Genomic DNA, 21377 nt, shown 5'->3' on the forward strand with positions numbered 1-21377 from the left:
TCTCGTTTTTAGGGGACTTTTCGAGGGTTCCGCTAAATGGCAAGCAATTCGGGTGTGGCCACACTCCGAAATTTTTGCAGGGCGCAGGGCCCGCAAAAATGCTTGTTGGGGAGCTCCCCAAACCCGCTGTACTTCGGGACAAATTGTCCCAAAGTCCCGGTGCGCTACACCGTAGTCTGCGGCCCGTCACTATCGTTCCTGGGCCTTATTTTCACGCTCGTCTGTTATGCCGAGCAGATGATCAATGTTCGCTTTTATTGCTACGGCCTCCCGCATTTGCCGCTGGGTCTCCCGGTATTCTGCATAAAGATCTTTCTTTTGTCCCGCCAGCTCACGGCGGGATTTTTTTAGTGCTTCAATCTTAGGGAGCTTCGCGCCGTTCAGTATGGTGTTCATGGTATCCTTTGCCGCCCGGTAAGTGGCAAGCTCTGCTTCATGCTGGGCCAGATACTTTTTGCTGTACCGCGCAGCCTTGTACCCATCGAACACCGGGCGGGTCTTGGCATAGTCCACCGTGGCAGCCATCAGCTCCGAGGTTTTGGAAAGAGCCTCCTCCGCTGTACGGAGCTCGTCAGACAGCTTGTGAAAGTGATCCACAGCAGCCTCGGTGCGGGCCGTCAGCGCCGCATAGTCTGTCAGATGATGCTCCTGCAAATACTGGAGCGCGGCAGCCATCTGTTTTAGGTTGTAGACCTTGGCCCATCGTTCATAGGCCGGGCCTTTGCCCTGGGCCATACGCTCTTGAATGTCGATGATGAGATTAACTCGCCGTGGCGGAACCGTGGGCTCCTCGGGTAGCTCGGGGAGCGGACGTTCCCCGGCAATTACCGCCTTGATGTCCTCCGGGTCAAATCCGGCTCCCAGTGTAGAAGCCCGGAGCCGGGTCGGTTTTTCCTGCCCGGGCGCAAGGAATGAGATGACACCGCCGCGCCCCTGTTTCACCGAAAAGCCGGACTCCTCCATGAGCCGAAGAAAGTCGGCAAAGTCCGTGGGCTTTTTCTCCAAAGCGGCGAGAATAGCCAGCCGTACCCGCTGCTTGGCAGAGGGCGGCTTTTCTCCGATCCACTGGCCATAGTGGAGAAAGCGGCCCTTGCTGTGCTGTTTTGGATTTTGGATCACAGAGAGGTCGTGCTCAATGCACACCCGGTCAGAGAGCCGCCGCAAGGCAAAACTGGAGCCGATAAAATTATGGAACTTCCGGGAGCGGTCAAAGGCCGTTGCATTGAAATAAATGTGATTGTGGATATGGGCCTTGTCGGTATGCGTACAGACGAAGAACTGATACTTTCCCTTTGTCCAGCGCATCGCCGTTTCATAGCCGATACGGTTTGCTTCTTCCGCCGTAACCTCCCCGGGCAGGAACGCCTGCCGGATCTGAAAGAACAGGGCCCCGCGAGATACGGCCCGGCCTGTCTCTGCAAGGTATTGACTTTTTACCAGAAGAAACTCGGCGGGGGCCGTGTTCGGATCGCAGAGATAGGAAGATACGGCTCCCAGCTTTTCCGGGTTCAGGCCATAGGTGAAACGATCCTCCATCGTTTGAATTGCACTTTTTCCCGCCGCTGTTTTATAAGGGCGGATGTAGGTGGTCGCCGTAAAAATCCCTCCTTCCGGCAAACAGTATTTTTACTTTGGGACACTTTGTCCCGAAGTAGAAAAAGCCGTGGAGCGGTATCAACCACTCCCCGGATGGATCAGAGCTCTACCAGCGCGGAGAGCTGTTTCAAGAGATCAGACAGCGGCCCCCACAAAGCGGCATAGTCCCGCTGTAAGGCTGCGAGTTCTTCGGGATAAATCGCGCCGTAGGTGTTGGCCTGAATTGCCACTTGGTTCAGATTGTTGGAGCAGCGCCGCTGGAGCGAAACCAGCTCACGAACAGGCGAAAGGTCAACATGAAGCACATACCCACTCAGGGCCATTTTCCGCATATAGGCTCCCATATTACGGATGCCAGCCTCCGCCATACGTTCTTGAATCAGAGCCTGCTCCGCCTCCGACACCATCACATGAAGATGGATCGGACGGCGGCGTTTCTTTGTCATCGCTCCTCACGCTCCCGGCTGCGGCAGGCGCGGGGCGGCTCCTTTACCTTATCCAGCGGCTTTTCCTGTTCGTCTGCCGGAACGGGGTGCGGCAAATGAAATTCACGGTGCAGGCGCAGCACCTCCAGTACAGACAATTCCTGTTCACGTTTCTTTTCCATATACGCACCTCCTTATCTATCGCCACGGTCAGGCTGCCTCCGTTGGGGAGCCGGAGCCTCCGAGCCGCGATCTGCCTCCGCCAACTTTGCCGCATTTTTCATCTGCTCGGCAATCGGACGGGGCCTGTCGGGATTATCAGGCGCAGGACGCAGCTCATAGTCGGATGCCTGTTTTTCCGTTAGCGGGCGGGTATAGGTAAGATAGCCCCAAGCCAGGAACGAGCCATTTTCCACCGGGATGCGCTGATCGTAATTGAAGATTTCATCCGGCTTGTTATAAGGCGGCTTCGGGAATGTCCCGATGTCCACAGGCCGCTGGGTCGAATAATACTTGTAAAGGCCGGGAGCCTCGGTCTGCCTGATCCCCACGTTATAAATACGCTGATAGTCCTGCACCCGGTCTGCAAAATCCTGTTCCATCGCGGTGCGGTCATTTCCATAGTGACCCCATTCATACTGCCGCTGGCCGTCCTTGTCATCATAGCAGGCCCATGTGACATAGCGGGATGGCGCGGTGGGATGTTCGCCCAATGCAAATCCCCGCCCATTTTCCAGCATGACCGCCTTCAAAATAGCATAGCCTTGATTTTTGTCCATAGTACACCTCCCATCATCGAGACATTTCTTTGTTTTCTCTTTTCACAAACGGCTGGAGCTGATAGGGGCTTGTACCGTCCTCGGGTCGCAGATAGTCTATCCGGGCCGCAGCACGGATGGCGTTCTGGTTAAGCTGCCGCTGCCATGCCCCTTGGCTGGGAGCCCACTTAAAGCCGTTGCTTTTCAGTTCCTGCCGCTGATCGGCATCGGGCTTTTCCTCGAAAATAAGCTGCAAACGGTTTTCAGCCTCGTTGATTTTTGCCTCACCTCCGGGGAATGTCCAGCCAGCAAACTCGGAGCGGCTGCTCAGTTCCCCAATGCGCTGGCGTACACGGCGGATGTTGGCGTTGTTGTTGGAAAGCAGATAGGCGGGGTACGGCTTACTTTTGTCCAAGTGCCATGACTGCGCCATATCTGCTTTGAGCTTTTCTGCCTGCTCCGGCGTAAGCTCCGGGCAACCGTCCAGCGTTTTGTGTTTCCGAAAATACGCATTGACCTCCTTCATGGTGGTCTGCTGAGACTCCAGCCCCTCCAGCTTTTTTGTCAGTTTTTCCACGGCCAGATCATCGTCTGCGCTGATCCCACCCATACCAACAGAGCGGATTTTATCAAGCAGCTTTGAAATCTCCGCACACTCTCCATAGTTGCGATCCCGGGCGGCGTTCTGCTTGTGCTTTTTTGCCACAGGAAAATTGCCGCCCCCGGAGATCAGAATAGAGGGCACCCGGGCATCAATCACATTGCGTTCATTCAGATTTTCCGCAAGTTTCCGGGCATAGCGATCCACCAGAGCGTCAATCTTATCGTGGTACATGGGATCGACACGCGCTTTCTGGCGTTCCGCCGCTGCATACGCTTCATCGACCATTGCCCGGTAGCCCGCCGTAGCGGAGCCCGGCTGATAGTCAGAAAAGCTGTTCATATCTTTTGCCCGCTTTGCGGCTTCTTCATTGATCGGATAATATTTCGGCATAGTATCTCCTTCCACAAAAGCCAGAACTTTGGGACAAATTGTCCCAAAGCCCCGGCAGTTAAAATGTTGACAGCATCTCACGGAAACAGGGCCAGACGTAGAAACATACGCCTCCCGCAGAAAAGGGCCTTAAAAAGCCTTGTCACAAGCGGGTTTTGGGTGTCCTAATTGTCAACACATCAGCCCCGCTTTTTTCGCATATATTCCCGCTGCTGTCTGCGGTGTGCCACCTTTGCACAGGCCGCCGAACAATAGGTTTGCCGTCCATCAGGAGCCACGGCTCTGCCACATACCGGGCAAGCCTTGAAATCCGGCCTTGGCCCCTCTGTCAGCAACGCAGCCTCCAGCGCCGGATCAAGGGGCAGAACTGCCTCGCGGAAGTAGCGGCAATAAGCCCCCGTCCAGCATTTTCCAAACATATAGCACTCGCAATCCAGCGGCAGGCAACCGCAGTCCCGGTCATAGTTGGCACACCATTTTGACACCAGCCTGCGGATTGCCGCTTTTTCTGTCCGGGTCAGTTCTCGGCCCACAGTATCACCTCCCGTTGCCCGGTGGTTTAAGCTGCTCCCGGTAGCAGAACACGCAGCCGATCCCGCGCCAGTAAGGGCAGCCGTCACAACTGGAGCCCTTCGGCGGCAGGCTTGGCGGCACACCCTTGAAGTAGCTTTTTTCTTTCATAAATCCCTCATAGGGGTTATTTGTAAATCTCATTCATTATCCTCGCTTTCGGTATCGTCCTCGTCCCAAGGCGGCCCATCGTCCTCGGGATCGTCATAATCGGCCAGTTCCTCGCTGTAATCCTCTTCGGGTACAGCAGCTTTTTCATGCTTCGGGCGGTAGATTTTGAAGTACCAGCCTGCACCGCTGCCCAGAACAGCCACTGCCAAAATCAGCAGAAGTGTCCCGGTATTGCTTTTTTGCTGGGGTTCGGGTTCCGGCTCCTCCACAGGTTCCGTCACCGGGGCGGGTTCGGGAGCTGTGCCAGCACACTCGGTCATGTTGACCGCGCAGACCTCGCAATCCGTATGGATGGCTCCGGGCGCACATTTTTCTGTGCAGGAGCAGGCCGGAAGCTCTCCGCCAGCGGCCTCCAGTGCCGCCAGCAGATCGGCTTCATCCACCATGTTCAGAAAGTAGGTGTGATACTGTTCGCCGTCCTCGTCCACAGGCTTGTCATAATCAATGACAATGTAAAAGGTGTTGCCGCCGCTGGTTTCCACCGTGATGAACTGTTTGTTGGTTGCAGCATCATAGAGCAGATCGCGGGTCACAAGGTTTCCATCCTCCGAAAAGCCCTCGCCCGGGGTAATGGTAGGTGCAGGCTCCGGGGCCGGAGTTTCTTCCACAACAGGCGGTTTCTCATTCCCACTGTCCGAATAGGCGTAGGCTGGAATCGCAGAGCCGCATAAAAGAACGGCGGAGCAAAGCCCCGCCGCCAACATACGAAAGTGTTTCATATTCAGTTTTCCTCCTTCTTTTCTTCTTCGGACTTCGGGACACTTTGTCCCAAAGTGCCGCCGTCCTTCAGTTTCTCAAACAGCAGCGGGAGCTCCGTAAGGGAAATGCTCATGCCGCGCACAATGTCCACGATCTCGCTGTTTTCCGCCTCCAGCTTTTTCTGCTCCAGCTCCTTGAGCCGGGCCTGCTGTTCACTGATTTTGGCCTTGACCTTATCAATCTCGGCCTGAATTTTCATGCTTTTGGTAGTTGCCATTTCAAAACCTCCTGTCACGGTAAACGCCCGTAGGCGTAAAAATGAGATTGCCAGTAGCTTGTATTCAAATTTGCGTAGCCGATGGGATCTCCGCAATGCAGCATTTTTCCATCACCGACATAAATCCCGCAATGACTCACGCCTGGCGTATCATAGGTGCCTTTGAAGAACACCAGATCACCGGGTTTGGGAGAGCTGGTCGGCGTACAGATGTTATAGAGCCCCTGGGCTCCCAGCCTGCCCACATTCCAGCCGGAGTGATTGATGACCCACGAAACGTAGCCAGAGCAATCAAAGGAAGTGGCAGGAGAACTGCCTCCCCACACATAGGGATAGCCGATGTACTTCTGCGCTTCAGCAAGCATTGCAGCAAAGGTTTCATCGTCCAGATATTCTCCGGGCACTTCGTAGTCACCGGGTTTCCCGGTAATGTACTTGTTCACATAGGGAGAATCCGGGAACAGATCGGGGCGGTTTCCCAGCGTTGCCATATAGATGGCATACCGGGAAAGCTGATCCTCGCCTATGACATACACGGGTACATGGGATAAATCAAAGTTCTCCAGCGTGACCGTACAGATGTAATAGTCGTAAGGCACCTGATAGGTGTCTGTATGGGAGTTGCCGTCCTCGTCCGTCCATGTGTCGGTTTCTGTGCGATACCGGGTTTCCACCACCACATCCTCCGTGAGAATGTACTGGCGGTCAAACAGCATTTGCAGCGTTCCCTGGACTTCGTCTATTGTCCATTGTCCCTCATGGAGCGCACACAAAAGAGAAAGCAGCACATAGGGGTCATGTTCGATTTCGTCCAGATCGAAGTGGTATTCGTCATAGTCATGGGTGCTTTCATAGGTGTCCAGATAATGCTGCAAATCATCTTCCAGCGCACAGTAGGCAGCTTCGGCGGCCAGCATATCCCGATCCTCGCAAGGATAGGTGCTGGCCCCTAATGCACCGGCCCCGGCGTTCCCCAGCATAAGCATGGTAGAGGAACAGGACTGCATAGCAAACAGGAGTAACACACAGAGCACCGCAACCACGGCACCTGCGGGATGACTTTTGACAAATTCCACTGCCCGGGCGGTCAGGCGTTCTGTGGCTGTGGCAGTTTTCCCCGCCACAGCCGCGCCCTGCTTTGCAGCCTCCTTTGCCTGCTTGCGATATTGCCTGCGGAGCCGTTGCTTCTGCCAGTAGCGGGTAAGCGCATTTTTCGTCAGCTCCGGGTGCTCCTGTGCGGCGGTGTGAAAATGGTAGTCCGCCGTGTACTTGGTATAGCGGGCCTCGGCCTTGCGTACCACTTTTGCCGGATGTTCCCGGACTTTACGGCGCACAAAGCGGGAGCCATGCCGCAGTGCGGTTTCTCCCACAAGCTCAGAACGGTGTGCGCCTTCTGTGCCGACATTTTCCTGTTCCACTTCAAAAATCTTGCCATGCACGAAGCTGTGAACGGAACCACTGGCAACACGGCCTATGCGTTTTACCGGGCCGGGCTTTTTCGGCGGCTTTTGTTTTGCCAGCTTCTCCCGGGCCTGTTCCAGCTTTTCGCCTTGGGACTCCATACGGAGCTTTGCTGCCGCAGCCTGTTCTTGCTGGCTCTTTTTGCGGAACTTGGACTTTGGGACACTTTGTCCCGAAGTGTCGGAAGCCTCCGGCCCGGACTGCTCCTCGTCAGGGGCGTGGGCGGTCTGCGACCAAGCCTCCTCCTTGGCCTTATTCGTTTTTCGTTTCATTCTTCATATCCTCCGGGCGGGTAGTCAGCAGGTCATAGATTTCTCCGCGAGGGAACCGATCCACAAACGGGATGGTCACATTTCCATAGAACAACAGCCCCTCGCCGGAATTGCTGTGTGTGATATAGGAAAGCTGGTGCTCGGAAATACCGAGCTGTTTTGCCAGAATGGTACGGTCACTCTGCGCCTGCGAAAGCAGAATCATAAAATCCGTGTTGTCCAGAATGTTCTCGATTTCACGGCTTGCCAAAAGGTCTTTGACGTTCTGCGTCAAAGCAGACGGCACACATCCTTTTTTACGCAGCATTTTCCAGACCGCCACAAAGTAGCTGGCTGTCAGTGGATCACGGAGCAGAATGTGAAACTCGTCAAAGTAGCACCAAGTTGCCGCGCCCTCGTGGAAGTTCTGATCCACCGCCTGCGAAACAAACTCGTTTGTGATGTGCATTGCAATCTTTCTAAGGTTTTCGCCCATGTTTTTCAGAACGATGCACACCACACGGCTGTCCGTCTTGACGTTGGTAGGATGGTTAAAGAGATTGAGGGAGCCTGTGCAATAAAGCTCTAAGGCAGTTGCCACGCGCCGGGCTTCGGGCTCCGGCTGGCGTAAGAGCTCTTCGTACAAATCCTGCAACAGCGGTGTTTTTGCAGTTTCCAGTCCGAGCGCCTGTTCCCGGTACACCAAACGCACACAGCGGTCAATGACCGTCTTTTCAATGGGCTGCAAGCCTTCCTTGCCGCCGACCACCAGCTCGCACAGGGACAAAAGAAAATCCGCCTTCATGGAAAGCGGGCTTTCTCCGGCAGCCATATTGAGCTCCACATCCATCGGATTGAGGTGGTGCGGGCTGTCCGGGGCAATCTCGATCACCTGGCCGCCCAGCCTTCGCACCAGCGGAGCGTATTCGCCCATCGGGTCAACCACGATGATCCGATCCTGCGGGATGGTGAGAAACACATTCAAGAGCTCACGCTTTGCGGCAAAGCTCTTGCCGGAGCCCGTAGAGCCCAAGTACATCCCGTTTGCCGATTTCAGCTTTTTGCGGTCAGCCATGATGACATTGTGAGAAAGTGCGTTCATGCCATAGTAGAGGGCCTGTCCAGCCATGCGGAGCTCCCTTGTCATAAAGGGGATAAAAATGGCTGTGGAGCTGGTGGTCATACCGCGCTGGATTTCTACCTCGTTGTAACCAAGGGCCAACGAGGAAACAAAGCCCTGTTCCTGTTGCCAGTCCAGACGGCGCAGAGCGCAGTTGTATTTCTGCGCGATGCCGCCCACGGTAAACACATCGTTTTCCAGCCGCTGGCGAGTAGGGGCAAGGTTTACCACCGTAAAGGTCAGCAGAAACATTCGCTCATTGCGGGATTGCAAATCAGCCAAAAGCTCCGCTGCGTCCTTGCTGAATGTGATCAGGTCAGGGGGAAGAATATCCGGGTCATAGCCGGAGCGCACAGCCTTTCTCTGTTCCTCCACTTTCATTTTTCCGATGTCCGAGATTTTCCCCTTGATGGTCTTAATTGCCTTGAGCTGATCCACGGTCTGAATGTGCATGGTCACGGTCATTTCCGCATCCAGCTCCAAGATTTCCGCCAGCAACTTATCCGAAAGCTCCGATGCCATAATCTGCAAATAGGACACCGCACCCCAATACTGGCCGATGCGGAATGTGCGGGACTGGCGGAAGTCGAGACTGTCCGGGGCAATAAAGTCTTTTGTGCCGAGCCCGGTCTGCGGGATGTCTTTCCACGAAAAGCGAAACGGCTCGCGGCTCCCCGGATGCATCTGGCTATGAAGCAGCGCAAGGCGGGCCCGCCCGTCCATAGGCTCCGAGGGAACGCCCAGCCGCTTAAAGTTTCCCATGACATCAGCCTCCACACGCTCCAGACGGGGCCGTGCCTCCGCAATCCCCTCGGCGGGTATGCCAAAGGTGATGTATTTTGAGCGTTCAATACCGTTGTTGCTCTTGGCAATCTGATTTTTCAGCATCCCGGTAAACTCGTCCCGGACGCTGTTATAGTTGTCATCCGCTTTCGGGATATTGACCTGATAGCGGCTGCGGGAATGAGAACGGCGGTTGATAAAGGAAAGCTGGAACGGCAGCGAACTGTCAAAGTAGTTGAGGAATGAGCTCCATCCGCTGAATATGGCGGTCTGATCCTCGGTGGATGCCACGGAGTAATTGATGTCCTCATATTCCACGGTTTTTGTATAGAGCCCGCCCGGGAGCTTGCACACACCGTCCGGGTGCATGGACAGATACGGGATTGTCTGTTGGGCAGACAGGGTCGCCCGGCCTTTACCCTTGGCGGCGGCTCCGTTTTTGTTCTTTGTGTTTTTCAATCACATCCTCCTTTCCAGCGCCCGGCCCGGCAAAGGGCGCATAAATGTTTTCGGTTCGGTAGGCCCTGATCCCCGGCCTTAGAAACTTGGCCCGGATGATGTTTCGCACAACCTTTTCAAAGGGCAAGCCGTCCTTTTCATACATCGCCAGCAGGAACGCCGGGAGCATAATTCCCAGCATGAGAAACATCGCCCCGGTATTGCCGAGGGTGCCACGGGTCAGCAGATAGGCCGGAATCCCCATCGCGCCCGCGCTGCCGAAGCAGACAAGCTGGCGTTTGGTGAGGTTGAAAGCCATCTTTGTTTTGATTTTGGATAAATCGTTTGGTACGTTTACATAGGGCATAGATCACACTCCTTTCTGCACTTCGGGACAATGTGTCCCAAAGTCCGGGATGGTTGGTGTTACTTCATTCCCCCATACAGCCCAACCGGGCGGGGTCTGCCTGGCAAAGAGCTCCACGCGGGGCAGATCGCCCATCAGGGAAATAATTTTGTCGCGGGCCTCGTCCGGCTTTTTGCTGTGGGCCTCAATCGGGGAAATGATAAATTGATGAATGTTGGCAGCCTGCCGCTTTGGATGTCCCTTGGTTGCCAGCAGGCAGATTTCTGCATTGCCCCTTGTCCAGAAGCCAAGGCCGTAAAACCAGCTATCCGCCTTCTTGTTCTTTTTCAGCCAGACGAAAGCAACGCTTTTGTAGGTGAAGCCCCAAGCCTCGATCAGCCGGAGCGCCTCCGGGAGCTGCGGGAAAGTAGCCCATAAAAAGAGTGCGCTGTCCGGGGCTGCAAGATCAGCCACAGGCAACGCACATAAATCCTCAATGCTCATAGTGGGATAATGATTTTCCGCCGCGCCCTGCACTTTCTTAGCCGAGTAGCGCCAAGGGGGATCGGCGTAAATGATAGAATACTGCTGGATAATTACACTCCTTTCTCGCCAGAACTTTTTACTGCCTGCGCCGCACGAATACGCTCACTGGCGGCGGCATAAAAGGACGGGGCCGTTTCAAAGCATACAAAGCGGCGTTCTGTGTTGATGGCTGCAATCGCGGTTGTGCCGGAGCCCGCGCAAATGTCCGCGACCAGTTCGCCGGGGCGGGTGTAGGTGCGGATCAGATACTCGCAGAGCTCCACGGGCTTCTGCGTGGGGTGGATGCCGCCGGACACTGTAGGCACAAAAAGCACATTTCCGGGATAGCGGCGGCCATCGTTGGACTCCGACCCCTGCCGTTCAAATTTCCCATAGTTGGAGCTTGTACCGCTTCGGGAATGTACGCGGGTATAGGGCTTGCCATAAGTAAACTGAGGATTGTAGACCGGGGACTTCTGATAAAATACCAAGATATTCTCGGACTTTTTCAGTGGAGCCCGGTTTGCATTGAGGAAGCCCGTTCCGCGCTCCTTGTACCAAACCCACTCATAGCGGAGCATGGCGAGGTTGGATGCGCCCAGCACCTTGTCAAAGGGGCACTGTGCGAAAAACAGCACTGCGCCATTCGGCTTGACCGCCCATTTCACCGCCTCCCACAGCTCCGGGAGCGGCAGGGGCACATCCCAATAATTCCGGGTTGTGCCGTAGGGCGGATCAGTCAGCAGCATATCCACGCTATGTTTTGGCAGGGAGCGCAGGCCCTCAATGCCATCCATGAGAAACAAGCCCTCCTTCGGGACACTTTGTCCCAAAGTGCGGCTATCGGTCATTACGGGCCTCCTTTGCCTTGGCAGGCGCAGGCCGGGCAGCGTTTTCTTTTCCCGCTTGCTTTGCAGCCTCGGCCATCTGCTCCTTGATCGGGGCAGGCCGTACCGCCTGGGCCCGTGCAACAAGCTGTTCCACCGCCGCATGATACGCCTCCACACCAGCCGCGTTAATCCGTTCCTGTGTGGCTCGGTCAGGAATCCGAACCGTAGCCCGGTATCCCGTCCGGCTGGCAGGATCAGGTTTAGAGGGAGCGCCGAGGAAAATCCTGTTTTTCCCGTCCACAACCTTAAAATCGTCGATGACCACACCGCCAAAATTGACGCTGGCGAAGCCGATCAGTTTTCCCTGCGGCTCAATCGGGCGGACAGATACCGTGATCGGAACAACCGCCTCCTGCAAGACAGCATCTGTCCGCATTTTTACTGCCTCATCAATGCTAACGCCCTTGACTTCTGCAAGCTCCGCGATGGGAGCATCAAACAGCCAGCGCCGTTCCTCCGCAGCAATCTGCTCCGGGGTCAGCAATACATCGTCTTTCTTACTCAGATAAAATTCCTCCTTTCCGCTTGCCGGAGCAGGCTGGGCGGGGTCGTCCATCAACTCTTTTCTTTGCAGGACGGCCTCTGTTTCCGCCATAAAGCGGTAAGCGTCTGCCTCAGTAAACTCCTCCGGCGTTTTTCCATTCCATAAGCGCGTTCCGTCTGCCCCGTATCTTCTCGGCATAAGCACCACCTCCTGTTAATGAGCGCCAAAGATACGCTGGGCAATGCTCCCGGTCTTAAAGAGCATGAAGCAAAGCAGAACCGTGTAGCCCACAGTTCCCCAAATCGCCCCAATGGGATCGCCGCCTGTTGCGATGCCTTGAATGAGCACTGCGTAAATTGCAACACATACAAGAATCAGCAGCCCTTGAAAGCCCACGGCAAACAGGGACTTGATGTAGTTCTGCCCGGTGCCGCCAAGCTCCCGGTTGGAAAGCGTAGCAACGGGGATGGGGGCCAGACTGGTCAGAAGATAGATTTCCAGCATCCTGCCATGCACCAAAACGAAAATGATAATCCCCATCGCCTTCATCGTAAATCCAATGAGCGCAGACTGCAGCCAAAGCCCCAAAAGCGGCCCCAAGTCCATCGCCTCCAGCGAGGTTTCCAGTTCGGCAAGCATATCCGCCGAAACATCGGTAGAGCCTTGAATGAGCCCGCCTGCCTGCGCGATAACGCTCTGCGACACATCGAACACAGCCATGACGATATTGAATGTATTTGACAGGATTAAGATCGCACAGGCTGTTTTGAACATCCATTTATAGAGGTTCGCAACGTCAACCTCGTGCATATTGTTCTTTTCCAAAAGCATCTGTATGAGCTCATAAGTGGCAACAAAGGTCAGCACCATTCCGGCAATCGGCAGGATCACCGTTTCGGAAAGCTGTCGGATCAGGGAGAAAACCCCGGCGTGCCACGCCGCCGGGGTAGTCCCTACCTGTGCCGCAATCTCTCCGACTTGGGTATTGACAGTATCAAAAAGACCTTCGAGGTTCCCCATGATCCCGCCAATCAGAAGCTCTTTGAGCCAGTTTGTGAGCCAGTCGGTGAGAAAATCCATAAGCGCCTACCTTAAAACAGGCCAGACAGCAGAGGGATCAGTGTGGTGCCAATGACGATGATGCCGCCGCCCGCCATGAGCTGCTTCATGCCCTGGGACTTGGAGCCCGGGTTATCCGAGCCGTAGCCCTCCAGCAGATTAACCACGCCCCACACGCCAAGGCCAGCACCGAGAGCAATAACGAGGGTCTGTAAAGTGTCGATTGCAGATGAGAAAAATGCCATATAAGCCTCCATTTCTCCGGGATTTTCCCGGTAACAAAAAAGCCGCCCTTGCAGGCGGCAGGTTACAAACTTCGGGACACTTTGTCTCGAAGCGTTTATGCAAAGGCGTCTGGATCGTCGATGTCATCATAGTTGAGGATGTCCTCGTCCTCTTCCGTGAGCGCATCGTCCGGCACAGTCACCTCATACATCGTACACGCCTCGTTCAGACCGGGCCGCCTGCGGCGGTTAATGAGCCTGTCGAGGTCAAAAGCGGTTTTCTGTTTATCGGCCTCCGCTGTATAACGGTAGTTCGGATGCCGTTTCAGATCATACTTGGGAGAGAAGAACGGGGGCAGGCCCCGAAGTTGCAAAATACATTTGTCTCCCGGCATGGTTGCAAGTTCGGCTGGGGTCATCAGTTCCCGGCCCAGCCGCTGGGTATTTTGACTATAGCTTTCCGACTGGCCACGGGAACGGCTGTCGGTCTGCATACTGATTGTGGCCTTTCCCAGCCAGTTTTCGGATATTTCCTTGATGGTGCTGGCTTCGCGGCCACCGAGGAACACCACGCTGTCCATGTTGCCGAGGATTGTCTCGGCGTGTTTATCGTAAATGGCCTTGCACTGTGCCAACTGCTGATACAGCAGGCAAAGACTCACCTCGCGGGAGCGGATAACCGCGACCAGCTTTTCGAGCTGGGGCACCTGTCCCGTGTTGGCTGCCTCGTCCCACAGCACTCGTACATGGTGCGGCAGGCGGCCACCGTGAACATTGTCCGCCCGTTCACACAGGAGGTTGAACATCTGCGAAAAAGCAAGCGCCACTAAAAAGTTGTAGGTCTGCGTGGTATCGGAAATGATGAAGAATACCGCTGTTTTCCGATCTCCGATGCGGTCAAGCTCCAATTCGTCATAGGCCATGACTTCACGAAGCTGCGGGATGTCAAAGGGAGCCAGCCGCGCACCGCAGGAAATTAAAATGCTTTTTGCCGTCTTGCCGCTGGCCAATTTGTACTTTTTATACTGTTTGACTGCGAAGCAATCCGGCTTGCGCTTTTCGAGCCCGGCAAACATATAATCCACCGCGTTCATAAAGTCCTCGTCATCCTCCTTGACCTCCATGCCGGAAATCATATCCACAAGGGTATTCATGTTCCGATCCTCGGCAGGCCCCTCGAAAATGATGTAGGCGATCAGAGCACAGTACAAAAGCGTTTCCGATTTCGTCCAGAATGGATCGCCTTCCTTGCCTTCGCCCTTTGTGTTGGAAATCAGGGCATCCACGAATTTCAGAATATCGGCCTCGTTGCGGATATACGCCAGCGGGTTATAGTGCATGGATTTTGAAAAATCTATGCTGTTGAATACCTTGATTTTGTACCCGCGTTTTTGCAGGAAAGCTCCGACCTGTCCCAGCACACCGCCTTTGGGATCGACCACCACATAAGAGGAATGAGCCTGTAAAAGCTGGGGCGTAAGCCAGAAGCGGGTTTTGCCGGAGCCGGACGAGCCGATAATGCAGCAATTCAGGTTTCTGGCATTTGCGGGGATTTTCGGGCGGGTGTTCATCGTGAGAAACTCCGTCCCGGTCAAAATCACGTTGTTTTCAAACCTTGGATCAACAAACGGTTTGATGTCTTTTTCCGTTCCCCACCGGGCGCTGCCGTATTCTGCATCCCGCCGAAACTTCTTAGCGTTCTTGCTTTTGAAATAGATCAGCAGCCGGAAACCAACGGCTCCTACAATACCGATAAGCCAATCCAGCGGGGCAAGACCGGGTGCAAAGTCAGCAAAGGCCGGGCCAATCGTCTGGCCCAGTCCGATGAGCTTATGTGAAAAATCGTTACCCGCTGCCAGCCGGTAGGCCGTTCCCAGCTTGAGGAACGCCCACAGGATGAACAGATAGGGAATGTTCGGAATGAGATATTTTCTGATCTTATCTGTCCTCATGGGCCACCTCCTTTGCACGTTCTTTCTGCTTCGGCTTTTCTTTGGAAAGCTGATCTGCCGCCTGTTGCAGTTGTTCCCGGATGGGAACACGGTTCGATTTTGCTTTGCTTAACACCTTCCGGGAATACTCAGAAAAGCAGGCGGTCATTGCGTCTGCCTGTCCAGCCTTGAAAAACAGCAGGTATTTGTCCGGCCCGGTTTTATAGAACGCATAGTCTACATTCCATTTCCGGGCCACGCGGTCAAAGGACTTGGCATCCCCGGATAGCTCAATGCTGTTGGTGGCTGTACCGTGGGCCATGAGCTTTCGCACACTTTGTTTTCCATGCGGTACTTGCCGCCCACGGTATGCCTTGCGGATCTTCCGGCTCACCATGCCCAGCACATACGCCAGTCCCCGCGCCGTCAGCTTGGTTGTTTTTACGGATATGGCTATCGTGCGCCGGGAAATATCTTCATCAATCAGTTACACCGCCTCCTTCCTTGGGACAATTTGTCTCGAAGTGCCATCACCGATCCCCACGGTCTTTTTTCTGCATTTGACGGTAGCCCTCCAAAGAAGAACCGTCTATGATTTCCTGATAAGCTGCCATTTGCTCCCGGATAGAGAGCTTCGGGAAAGAGAATACCTTATGCTCCTTGGGAATATCCTGCAAGCCGTGATACACTTCCACGAAATGATCGCTTTCTTTGACAACATAGCCGCCCGGGGCAAAATGGCCGTTTTCGTGGATACAGGCATCCCGGCCATACGCCTCATAATCGAAATACGGTTTTACCTGATCCGGCACATCCAACATTTCCAAATCGTCCACATAAATACGCCCCAGCGTTTCCACATCGGATACGCCGGGGTAAAAACCGTAACAGTCCAGATTTTGTGTCAGATTGATGATGTCCCGCACCGAGGAACAGTGATCGCCGCTGTCGAGGACGGCCTCCAATGTTTCCAGCTCCGATGAGGTAAGCTCGGAAAGCAGGCAGGCCAGATGATTAAGCTCGTCCAGATTTTCATACTCGCTCAAATGGTCATAGAGCCCCAGCACATCCCCATCGAAAGAGGTAATAAAAATTTCCTGATAGCGGACGCCATCCACGCCGATCCGTTTCAAGAGAGCCTCCACCTCCTGGGCGGTTGTGGGAAATTTCAGTGTTTCACCCACAAGCTGGCCCTCGCTGTACTTTCCGGCGTTGGTAACGTAGGCTTCAAACAGGGTTGCCATCAGCGGCGGCCCTGTCCCTTGACGGTCAGGATGCCCTCAAGGGTTGTTGCCGTAATTCCCAGCCGCTGGGCCACGGCAATATCATTTTTCATGGCTTCGGTCATACTGTGCCCGCAGACAACCAGCACATGAGAACGGCGGAGCAAGTCACGGCTCATGTCGATGCCGCTTTTATGCTCCTCGGGAACAGCATCGTTGAGAAACAGGGGCAAGTACAAAGGTGGACAAATAGGAGAAAAGCCTGCCTCATACACGGTGCGGCAATACTGCGCCGCCAGTTCTGCGTTTTCACTATCGCCGCCGAGCCATGCAGCGGTGATATAAGCAAGGGGTCGTTTCATCGTTCATACCTCCGATATTTTAATAAGAAAGTTCAACCCAAACCCCACGCCCTTTCCCAGTCTTGGGAAAGGGGGCGGCTCTGGAGGATATACCCCCGCCGCTTGCCGGGGAAATAGCACAGCCGGGGCAGACCGTCAAGGGCGAGCCGCCGAAAACGGCGGTGCGCTGCACCCTTGACGGCCCACTCCCGGCTGTACTAAAAAACAGGCGGCGACGGGGGATATATACCACCAGAGCCTCTGCGCGAGGGCGGGGCCCTCGGGACAAAGTGTCTCGAAGTTGTTACTTGTCAAGTTCCTGCTTTTTCGGGGCTTTTGCCAGCTCCGGCGGCTGTTTTTCTTTCCAGTCATCCAGCAGGGACATAATCTGTTCTTTCATTTTGGCGGGAGTGACCTCCTTGCCAAAATACTTTTCCAGTTCCGCAGTAGAAATAATCACGCCTCGATCCTCCTTTTTCTGTTCTGATAAGATGCCGTCAATGACATCGCCGTTGAGCTTGCCTTCCTTATCCAGCTCCCGGAGCCGTTTAGCTTGGGCCAGCGAGGGCGAAGCCTGCTCCCCGTCAATGGAAACAGCAATAAGCCTCTGATTTTTCGGTTTGATGTAGGAAAGCTCCACGGCAGGCATGAAGCCCATCTTTTTATCGTCTACCTTATCCAGAAGCTCCGGCACAAGGGAGTTGAGCCGCAAGTAGCGCATGACCTTTTTATAGTTCATCTCATGCGCCTCGCCCACAATCTCAACCGAGCGTTTTCCGACATCGCCTTCCGCAACGCCTTTCAGCCGCCCGCCCTGATGCTTGATGTCCTCAACTTCGAGTTCCAGCAGCGCGGCCAATTCGCTGGGGAGCATCCCGTCACGCTGCTTGTTGCTGTCCTTCATGGCCTGAACCGCTTCGTGGTCGGTCATTTCACGGACGATAAAGGGCATTTCCTCCAGTCCAGCCAGCTCACTGCCGTGGGTACGGCGATGGCCCGCTACAATTTCATAGCCGTTTCCGTCTTTCTCCGGGCGGGCAAGACCGGGAACCATTACACCGTTTACGCGGATAGAAGCAACGATTTCCTGCATCTTCGCATCGTCCCGTACCTTAAAGGGGTGCGGACGGAATGTGTGAAACGGATGAACCTCGGAAAGTTTCAGATAAACCAGCTTGCCTTCCTCAACCGGGCGGGGCGGTGTGGTCGGCTCGGGAGCCGTCTGTTCCGCAGTAGCAGTTTCCTTCGGTGCCGTATCCTGTGCGGGCTTAATGGGCTCCTTGGCATCCGGGGCCTTTCCGTCACTTCGGGACACTTTGTCTCGTTTGGACGGCTTGGGCTTGTCAGGGGCCGTCTTATCCGCCTTGGGTGGGCGGCCCTTGCGGGCCCCAGCCGATTTCTCCGATTTTTGATTTTCAGTCGCGGCCTTTTCTGCTTTTGGCGGACGGCCACGGCGCGGCTTTTTCGGTTCCTCCGTATTGGCGGGCTGCGGTATTTCTCCGGAGGCTGCCACCTCCGGCGCTTCGGGGGTTTCCGCCTTTTCGACTTCGGCGCGGGCGTTCTGTCTCTTTTCTGCCATAAGCTCATTGATTTTGTCAAAGGACACAACCACATCGCCGGGCTCAGGTATGGCAGGCCCGGTCTGTTCCTGCTGGGGCTCAGACGCTGCGGCCTGTTCGGGTGTGGTGATAGGCTCGGCGGCCTCCGGGGAAGTATTCTCCGCAGGGCCTGTGTTCAGTTTTTCATCGGCCATTTACGATCCTCCTTTTCGTTAAAGTTGCACAAATTTGAACGCTAAAATTTTGTAGTTATTTTTGTGCCTCCTTTCCGTCTATCCACGCAAAAAAAGCCGCCCGTTTTTCATGCCGGACGGCTTTTTGCGTAATGTGATAGATCAAATATTATTTTTCTGGTTTGTAGGCTCCGAAAAGCCTTGTATTTACAGTGTTCCTAATAGGAAGTAATCATATGATTATGACAGGGAAAAACATGGCTACACTTCTATGATAGATGTAGACAGCTTTGTAGATTACTTTATTATCAATGAGCTTTCCAGTAATGCAGATGCCGGAAACTATTCCACTTATATTTATAAGGGAACAGATAATCTGTATCATATGTGTGTATGGGATTTTAATAATGCCTGTAATAACTATTTCGAGGAGGAACTTCCTTATACTGGATTTTTCCTGAACAACCGATTATGGTTTGAAATGCTTATCAAAGATGAGGATTTTACTGAACGGATCATCCAGCGATATCATTCCTTGCGAAAAGGTCTGTTAAGTGAGGAATCACTTTATCGTTATATCGATGAAACCCTTGATTTTATCGCACCAGCTCTTGCAAGAAACGATGCACGATGGGGAAGTGTAGAACAGCAGGCAAAGGGACTTCTGGTTCCGGTATCAAGAAATCTGGACAGCAGATCTGCCGCTGAAGGACAGTTAAAAGGTTACTTGCGAAACAGAGGAAAATGGTTGGATGAAAACATTGAGACTCTGCGTCAGTATTCAGCATCCTCCCGTGTAAAGCAGTATAATGAGGTTAATGATTAAAATATGAAACGATTTATTATCAGCATATCTGCCATCATTCTGCTTCTATTTATTGGATTTATAGCTGTGTTTTATGGCGGATTTTATATGGACTCAGACCGGGACAATCATATAAACACATTTGTCCGGACTGAGAATAAAGAGATACTTATAAAGGACAAAGATAAGTGGAAACCATTTGAAGTCAGGGGAATTGATATGGGAAGCGGTATTCCTGGTGAATGGTCTACAGATTATGCGATCACCAAAGAAACCTATCTGCACTGGTTTCAGCTGATCCAGGAAGCAGGAGCAAATACGCTGAGAGTCTATTCTGTCCAGAATCCGTCTTTTTATAAAGCGTTCTATGAATACAATTCCCAACATGAGGAGCCGTTATATTTACTTCAGGGAATCTGGGTAAATGATTATATACAGAACTCCCGAGTGGATGCATATGCCGACTCCTTTGCAGGAAAGCTTCTGGATAATTGCCTGGTCACTGTAGATGTGATCCATGGAAAACGACTTATCATCAATAATGATGCAGATACAAGTACAGGACTTTATTTACACGATGTCTCGAAATGGGTGCTGGGATATATTATCGGAAATGGATGGGAAGATACAACAGTTGCATATACAGATGAGAAATATCCGGATATGGAACCTTATAAAGGAACCTATCTTACTGCTTCAAAAGATGCCTCTGCCTTTGAATCCCTGCTTGCCAAAATAGGTGACAGGATGCTGCACTATGAATCAACAAGATATGATGAGCAGCGTCTGATCTCCTTTTCCAGTGGAAATGCAACAGATCCCTTTGATTATCCTAAAGAGATTGCAGAATATTTCAGAAAATGTGCCCGGATCGACACAGAACATATAACTGCAACTGATAAATTTATATCAGGTCAGTTTGCCAGCTACAGTGCATCTCCATATGATCAGGATTACTTTTCCTGTATGGAATACACAACATGGAACAGCTTGTCTGATAAAAAGATTGACTTTAGTGACTGTATCACTCCTGACGGAAAACGGAATACTTATCGGGCATATTTAAGACTTTTAAACGAACATCATACAATGCCGGTTTTGGCTGTTGAATTTGGTGCAGCCACAGGACGAGGTGAGATTCATGAGAATCAGGTGACCAGCAGAGGACTTGGATACTATTCTGAAAAAGAACAGGGAAAGATTCTGGTAGATTGTTATGAAGACATTATGGCTGCCAGACTTTCCGGAGGCTGTGTCTATTCCTGGCAGGATGAATGGTTCAAGCATACCTGGAATACCATGTATGCTGTAGATTTAAGCCGTAATATTTACTGGGAAGATGCTCAGACAAATGACCAGCATTTTGGCCTGCTGGCATTTGACTGTGGGGAAAAAGAAAGTGTTTGTTACGTGGACGGTGATACTTCCGAATGGACGGATAAAGATAGGGTGATCCAATATGAAGACGGCTCTTTCATCAGTGTGAAGTATGATGCCTCCGGTGTTTATTTATATCTCCATAAAAAGGACTTTGATCTGGAAAATGACACGCTGTATGTTCCGGTTGATACGACCAAAAAAACAGGCAGTACCCGTATGGAAAATTGTACAGCAGAATTTGAAAGACCTGCAGATTTTGTACTGATCTTAAATGGAAAAGATAATACTCGTCTGTTGGTTCAGGATCGGTATAATCCCATTCATGCCAATTATGAGGAAGATATTACAGGAAAAGATCCTTATATTGATCCACCAGCCAGGGACAGCGCTGTATTCGAAAATATCAGCATGGTATTACGGGATGTTATTGGTCAGTATCAGGATGCTGCCACACCGTTAAAAACCTTTGAAAGTGGAAAGCTGTATTATGGTAATGGAAATCCATCTGCATCTGCTTATGATTCCAGGGCAGATTTTATCTGTAATGGAGATGATGTGGAAATTAGAATCCCATGGCAGCTGCTGAATTTTTCTGATCCGTCCCGAATGCAGATCCATGATGATTATTATGACGGAAATTATGGCATTGAATCAGTGGGGATCAAAGAGATGTTTATAGGTTTTGGCGGAGAAGGAAATACAATCGAGATGGGAGGCCTTAAACTGAAAGGATGGGAGAATACAGTATCCTACCATGAAAGATTAAAAGAAGCATACCAGGTTCTGAAGACATACTGGACAGGAAAGGAATACGAATGATAGCGCAGCTTGTGATTGTTTTTTATTTTATTGTCTGTGTGGGGATTATCATTTTTAACTGCTTTACAGAGATAA

The 21377-nt window shown here is 52.7% G+C and carries 22 protein-coding genes and 1 pseudogene; 2 read left to right on the forward strand and 21 right to left on the reverse strand.

All coding sequences use genetic code 11. The features are described from left to right. Nucleotides 1-189 precede the first annotated feature (189 nt). The 21 genes from DW743_RS13100 to DW743_RS13195 all read right to left on the reverse strand — a co-directional run bounded on the left by DW743_RS13100 (nt 190) and on the right by DW743_RS13195 (nt 18319). On the reverse strand, nt 190-1536 hold the full coding sequence (locus DW743_RS13100) for a relaxase/mobilization nuclease domain-containing protein (RefSeq protein ID WP_199608564.1): 1347 nt from the start codon (nt 1534-1536) through the stop codon (nt 190-192). 158 nt (nt 1537-1694) lie between these two features. Beyond that, nucleotides 1695-2042, reverse strand: coding sequence for a plasmid mobilization protein (locus tag DW743_RS13105; RefSeq protein WP_003020363.1), 348 nt, complete (start codon nt 2040-2042; stop codon nt 1695-1697). After that, complete coding sequence (locus tag DW743_RS18165) at nt 2039-2203, reverse strand: hypothetical protein (protein ID WP_014080207.1); 165 nt, start codon at nt 2201-2203, stop codon at nt 2039-2041. The genes DW743_RS13105 and DW743_RS18165 overlap by 4 nt, the downstream gene beginning before the upstream one ends. 12 nt (nt 2204-2215) lie before the next feature. Beyond that, nucleotides 2216-2800, reverse strand: a complete 585-nt coding sequence (locus DW743_RS13110) for a hypothetical protein (protein WP_015553305.1) — start codon at nt 2798-2800, stop codon at nt 2216-2218. A gap of 13 nt (nt 2801-2813) precedes the next feature. Then, the gene (locus tag DW743_RS13115) at nt 2814-3773 is read right to left on the reverse strand and encodes a hypothetical protein (protein ID WP_117761826.1); all 960 of its coding nucleotides are present in this window, start codon (nt 3771-3773) and stop codon (nt 2814-2816) included. A 179-nt stretch (nt 3774-3952) separates the two neighbouring features. Next, nucleotides 3953-4306 (reverse strand): cysteine-rich VLP domain-containing protein, encoded by a 354-nt coding sequence (locus tag DW743_RS13120; protein WP_110104192.1) that lies wholly within the window; start codon nt 4304-4306, stop codon nt 3953-3955. 177 nt (nt 4307-4483) lie between these two features. Then, a complete protein-coding gene (locus DW743_RS13125) occupies nt 4484-5233 on the reverse strand; it encodes a DUF4366 domain-containing protein (RefSeq protein WP_117761827.1) in 750 nt (249 codons plus the stop codon). 2 nt (nt 5234-5235) lie between these two features. Next, nucleotides 5236-5490, reverse strand: coding sequence for a DUF4315 family protein (locus DW743_RS13130; protein ID WP_014080213.1), 255 nt, complete (start codon nt 5488-5490; stop codon nt 5236-5238). A gap of 14 nt (nt 5491-5504) precedes the next feature. Beyond that, nucleotides 5505-7223: a C40 family peptidase gene (locus DW743_RS13135; protein WP_110104194.1), complete on the reverse strand. Its 1719-nt coding sequence runs from the start codon at nt 7221-7223 to the stop codon at nt 5505-5507. After that, on the reverse strand, nt 7204-9564 hold the full coding sequence (locus DW743_RS13140) for a VirB4-like conjugal transfer ATPase, CD1110 family (RefSeq protein WP_199608563.1): 2361 nt from the start codon (nt 9562-9564) through the stop codon (nt 7204-7206). The genes DW743_RS13135 and DW743_RS13140 overlap by 20 nt, the downstream gene beginning before the upstream one ends. Beyond that, nucleotides 9521-9910: a PrgI family protein gene (locus DW743_RS13145; RefSeq protein WP_117761828.1), complete on the reverse strand. Its 390-nt coding sequence runs from the start codon at nt 9908-9910 to the stop codon at nt 9521-9523. Before DW743_RS13145 ends, DW743_RS13140 begins: the two co-directional genes overlap by 44 nt. Before the next feature lie 3 nt (nt 9911-9913). After that, nucleotides 9914-10483, reverse strand: coding sequence for an MT-A70 family methyltransferase (locus DW743_RS13150; RefSeq protein ID WP_330418107.1), 570 nt, complete (start codon nt 10481-10483; stop codon nt 9914-9916). A 2-nt stretch (nt 10484-10485) separates the two neighbouring features. Beyond that, the gene (locus DW743_RS13155; RefSeq protein ID WP_117761830.1) at nt 10486-11265 is read right to left on the reverse strand and encodes a DNA-methyltransferase; all 780 of its coding nucleotides are present in this window, start codon (nt 11263-11265) and stop codon (nt 10486-10488) included. Next, on the reverse strand, nt 11255-11986 hold the full coding sequence (locus tag DW743_RS13160) for a septation protein SpoVG family protein (protein WP_117761831.1): 732 nt from the start codon (nt 11984-11986) through the stop codon (nt 11255-11257). The genes DW743_RS13155 and DW743_RS13160 overlap by 11 nt, the downstream gene beginning before the upstream one ends. Nucleotides 11987-12001: 15 nt before the next feature. Further along, a complete protein-coding gene (locus DW743_RS13165; RefSeq protein WP_117761832.1) occupies nt 12002-12868 on the reverse strand; it encodes a VirB6/TrbL-like conjugal transfer protein, CD1112 family in 867 nt (288 codons plus the stop codon). An 11-nt stretch (nt 12869-12879) separates the two neighbouring features. Further along, nucleotides 12880-13092 (reverse strand): Maff2 family mobile element protein, encoded by a 213-nt coding sequence (locus DW743_RS13170; protein ID WP_044963257.1) that lies wholly within the window; start codon nt 13090-13092, stop codon nt 12880-12882. A 95-nt stretch (nt 13093-13187) separates the two neighbouring features. Continuing rightward, entirely contained in the window at nt 13188-15023 is a 1836-nt protein-coding gene (locus DW743_RS13175) for a VirD4-like conjugal transfer protein, CD1115 family (protein ID WP_117761833.1), read from the reverse strand. Further along, entirely contained in the window at nt 15010-15399 is a 390-nt protein-coding gene (locus DW743_RS13180) for a PcfB family protein (RefSeq protein WP_442857840.1), read from the reverse strand. The genes DW743_RS13175 and DW743_RS13180 overlap by 14 nt, the downstream gene beginning before the upstream one ends. A gap of 133 nt (nt 15400-15532) precedes the next feature. Continuing rightward, on the reverse strand, nt 15533-16246 hold the full coding sequence (locus DW743_RS13185) for an antirestriction protein ArdA (protein WP_117761835.1): 714 nt from the start codon (nt 16244-16246) through the stop codon (nt 15533-15535). Next, nucleotides 16246-16587 carry a DUF7768 domain-containing protein gene (locus DW743_RS13190; protein WP_003020223.1) on the reverse strand — a complete coding sequence of 114 codons (342 nt, stop codon included), beginning with the start codon at nt 16585-16587 and terminating at the stop codon, nt 16246-16248. The genes DW743_RS13185 and DW743_RS13190 overlap by 1 nt, the downstream gene beginning before the upstream one ends. A gap of 283 nt (nt 16588-16870) precedes the next feature. Further along, the gene (locus tag DW743_RS13195) at nt 16871-18319 is read right to left on the reverse strand and encodes a ParB/RepB/Spo0J family partition protein (protein WP_117761836.1); all 1449 of its coding nucleotides are present in this window, start codon (nt 18317-18319) and stop codon (nt 16871-16873) included. Nucleotides 18320-18563: 244 nt separating this feature from the next. Here DW743_RS13195 and DW743_RS13200 point away from each other — a divergent pair. Next, nucleotides 18564-19124, forward strand: a pseudogene (locus DW743_RS13200) (CotH kinase family protein); the annotation flags it as partial. Between the two features lie 198 nt (nt 19125-19322). Then, on the forward strand, nt 19323-21302 hold the full coding sequence (locus tag DW743_RS13205; RefSeq protein WP_242991207.1) for a hypothetical protein: 1980 nt from the start codon (nt 19323-19325) through the stop codon (nt 21300-21302). Nucleotides 21303-21377 lie beyond the last annotated feature (75 nt).

The organism is Blautia sp. AM28-27 (genome assembly GCF_003480905.1).
In the GTDB taxonomy this organism is placed as follows: Bacteria; Bacillota; Clostridia; order Lachnospirales; family Lachnospiraceae; genus Fusicatenibacter; species Fusicatenibacter saccharivorans.